Annotated in this window: 1 protein-coding gene; it reads left to right on the top strand. The window is 62.9% G+C overall.

The annotated features are described in order from the left end of the window. The first annotated feature begins 1,345 nt into the window (after positions 1-1,345). A complete protein-coding gene (locus tag ACF08N_RS38025; RefSeq protein ID WP_392329264.1) occupies positions 1,346-2,407 on the top strand; it encodes a 4-hydroxy-3-methylbut-2-enyl diphosphate reductase in 1,062 nt (353 codons plus the stop codon). The last annotated feature ends 91 nt before the right edge of the window (positions 2,408-2,498 follow it).

Below are 2,498 nucleotides of genomic sequence, written 5' to 3'. Positions count from 1 at the left end.
CACGAAAGGGCATCCGACTCAGTTTCCTGGGGGACAACACCCAGACCCTCTCGGGATCTGCATCCCTCCACCCACCACACTCCTCCCCACCCACCACACCCACCTGAGCAACCCGTACTCAAACCCGGACAAACCATCCCCCAGGCCAGCAGGACGGCAAGCGCACGAGCGTACGTGCAGGTCGCGGAAGGTGCGGAACGGTCATGGCGCACGGCGAACAGCTGCTAGAACGCACTCCCCAGCTCGCGTTCCGTGCACCGGCGTGGACAGGTCTTATCGAGTGCGGACGTCCATTTGGCCTTCATTGTCAGCCCGCAAAGAGCCGCTGCGGTCACCCTGAGATGTGAAGCCGGGCGTTTCCGGGGCTGCGGCGGCGTGTCCGGTGTGGGTTAGGGGGCCAATGATCGCCCAGCTGCCTGGACGATGCGGTAGGCAGTGGGCCGCATCGGGGCCACCGCCCGGCCAGCTGAGTGTTCAATATGCGCCGGCTCGCGGTCGAGAAGGGGCCGCTGGAATCGCTCACACATTCCCGGAATCGACAGGCCTGACTCCCGTTCGGCGCTGATCGCGCGCCGGGATCCATCCGCCCGCTGTCGTCTCTTTGGCTCATGCCTACTTGCACGTACTCCAGGGTGGAGAGTTCCTCGGTCGCTGTGCCGTAGTCTCCCCGCCTGGACGGTTTGGCAAGATCACCCTCGAGGGTGTGCGTTCCACAGAGGATCGCATGATGTTTCACCAGCGTGATGGCGACGGCCTGAGACGTTCTGAACGATGGGACGTGACCGCCTGCTGGTGATCCATGTAACAGGCTAGCCCAAGGTCCACCGCCGGAGAGGGGCAGTCCCCAAAGCGCGTCCACACGTCCGGGTCCGGTATAGACGGCAACAGTCAGCCTTGGGCCGGGCGGTGGCTGCGTCGCCTACAGGATCTTCGGGAGGCGCGCAGGGCTCCCATTGAGGGATGAGTATGTATTACTCACTAGAGGCGAACATAGCCCAGGCATCGTGTGAGCATCGACACACTACAGATGGATCGGTAAATCAGAATTCAGGGTCCCCGAGGTTGTGGATAAATGCCGCCCATATGCACGGCATAGACAGTGGCAGAAACCGGGCCGGTCTGGGAGATCCCGCGATACAGCGGTCAGATTTCTTCAAGGCCGTCTATATCTGGCTCTCGCCCACCGTCGACTTCTGCGCCTGTGCTGGTTCCGGCACTCCCTCTCCTCCCGGATCCAGGCGTCCCTCGAACTCAAGCTCGTCGGCCTGTGATTTCTCGGCGTATCGCTCGGCATTCATGGATTCGACAGCTCTCCCAGGCACCACTTAAGGCAATATTGTTAATTATGAATAAACTTCAACGACTCACCAACGCGCCAGGCAGTTCGCCTGATAAAGCGCTTGGTCCTGGCCGTGTCCTGTTGGCTGCCCCGCGGGGTTGGTGTGCAGGTGTCGACCGCGCCGTAATGGCTGTCGGGAAGGCTCTGGAGCAGTACGGGGCGCCGATCTACGTCCGTAAGCAGATCGTGCACAACAAGTACGTTGTACAGACCCTTGAGCAGAAGGGCGCGGTCTTCGTCGACGAGACAGAGGAAGTGCCTGAGGGGTCGATCGTGGTCTTCTCCGCGCATGGTGTCGCACCGTCGGTACATGTGGAGGCCGCAGCCGGGAATCTGGCCGCCATTGATGCCACCTGCCCGCTGGTGACCAAAGTGCACAGGGAGGCAAAGCGTTTCTCTGAGGAGGACTACGACATCCTGCTTGTAGGCCATGAGGGCCATGAAGAGGTGATCGGCACGATCGGCGTGGCGCCCGACCGGATCCACCTCGTGGACGGCGCTGAAGGCGTCGCGAGCGTGCAGGTACGGGACGAGTCCAAGGTGGTCTGGCTGTCTCAGACCACACTGTCGGTGGACGAGGCTATGGCTACCGTCGGCGAACTGAAGAAGCGCTTCCCTCTGCTGGTCTCACCGCCGAGCGACGACATCTGCTACGCCACCCAGAACCGCCAGGCTGCGGTCAGGGAGCTGGCGCCCGAGGCTGATCTGCTAATCGTCGTCGGTTCAAGGAACTCCTCCAATTCCGTCCGCCTGGTCGAAGTCGGCCTGGAGTACGGAGCCACGGCCGCGCATCTGGTCGACTTCGCCGATGAGATCGACGACGCCTGGCTGGAAGGGGCCAGGACCGTCGGCCTGACCAGCGGCGCCTCGGTGCCCGAGGTGCTGGTCGACGGCGTGCTGGAGTTCCTCGCCGCACGTGGCTATACCGACGTCAAGACCGTCAGGACCGCCGAGGAGCATGTGCAGTTCTCGCTGCCCAAGGAGCTCCGTCGCGATTTGCGTGCTGAGGCTGCCAGTGATCCCTCTGCCAGGGCGGACCGCCAGGCCGTGCCGGGAGGCTCATCATGACTGCAATTTCTCTCGGAATTCCGTCCGTTCCGACGAAGCTCGCCGACCGGAGGGTCAGCCGGAAGATCCAGGTGGGCTCCGTCGCGGTCGG

This window comes from Streptomyces sp. NPDC015127, assembly GCF_043080095.1.
GTDB lineage: Bacteria > Actinomycetota > Actinomycetes > Streptomycetales > Streptomycetaceae > Streptomyces.
This window is presented reverse-complemented; position numbering and strand designations above follow the sequence as displayed.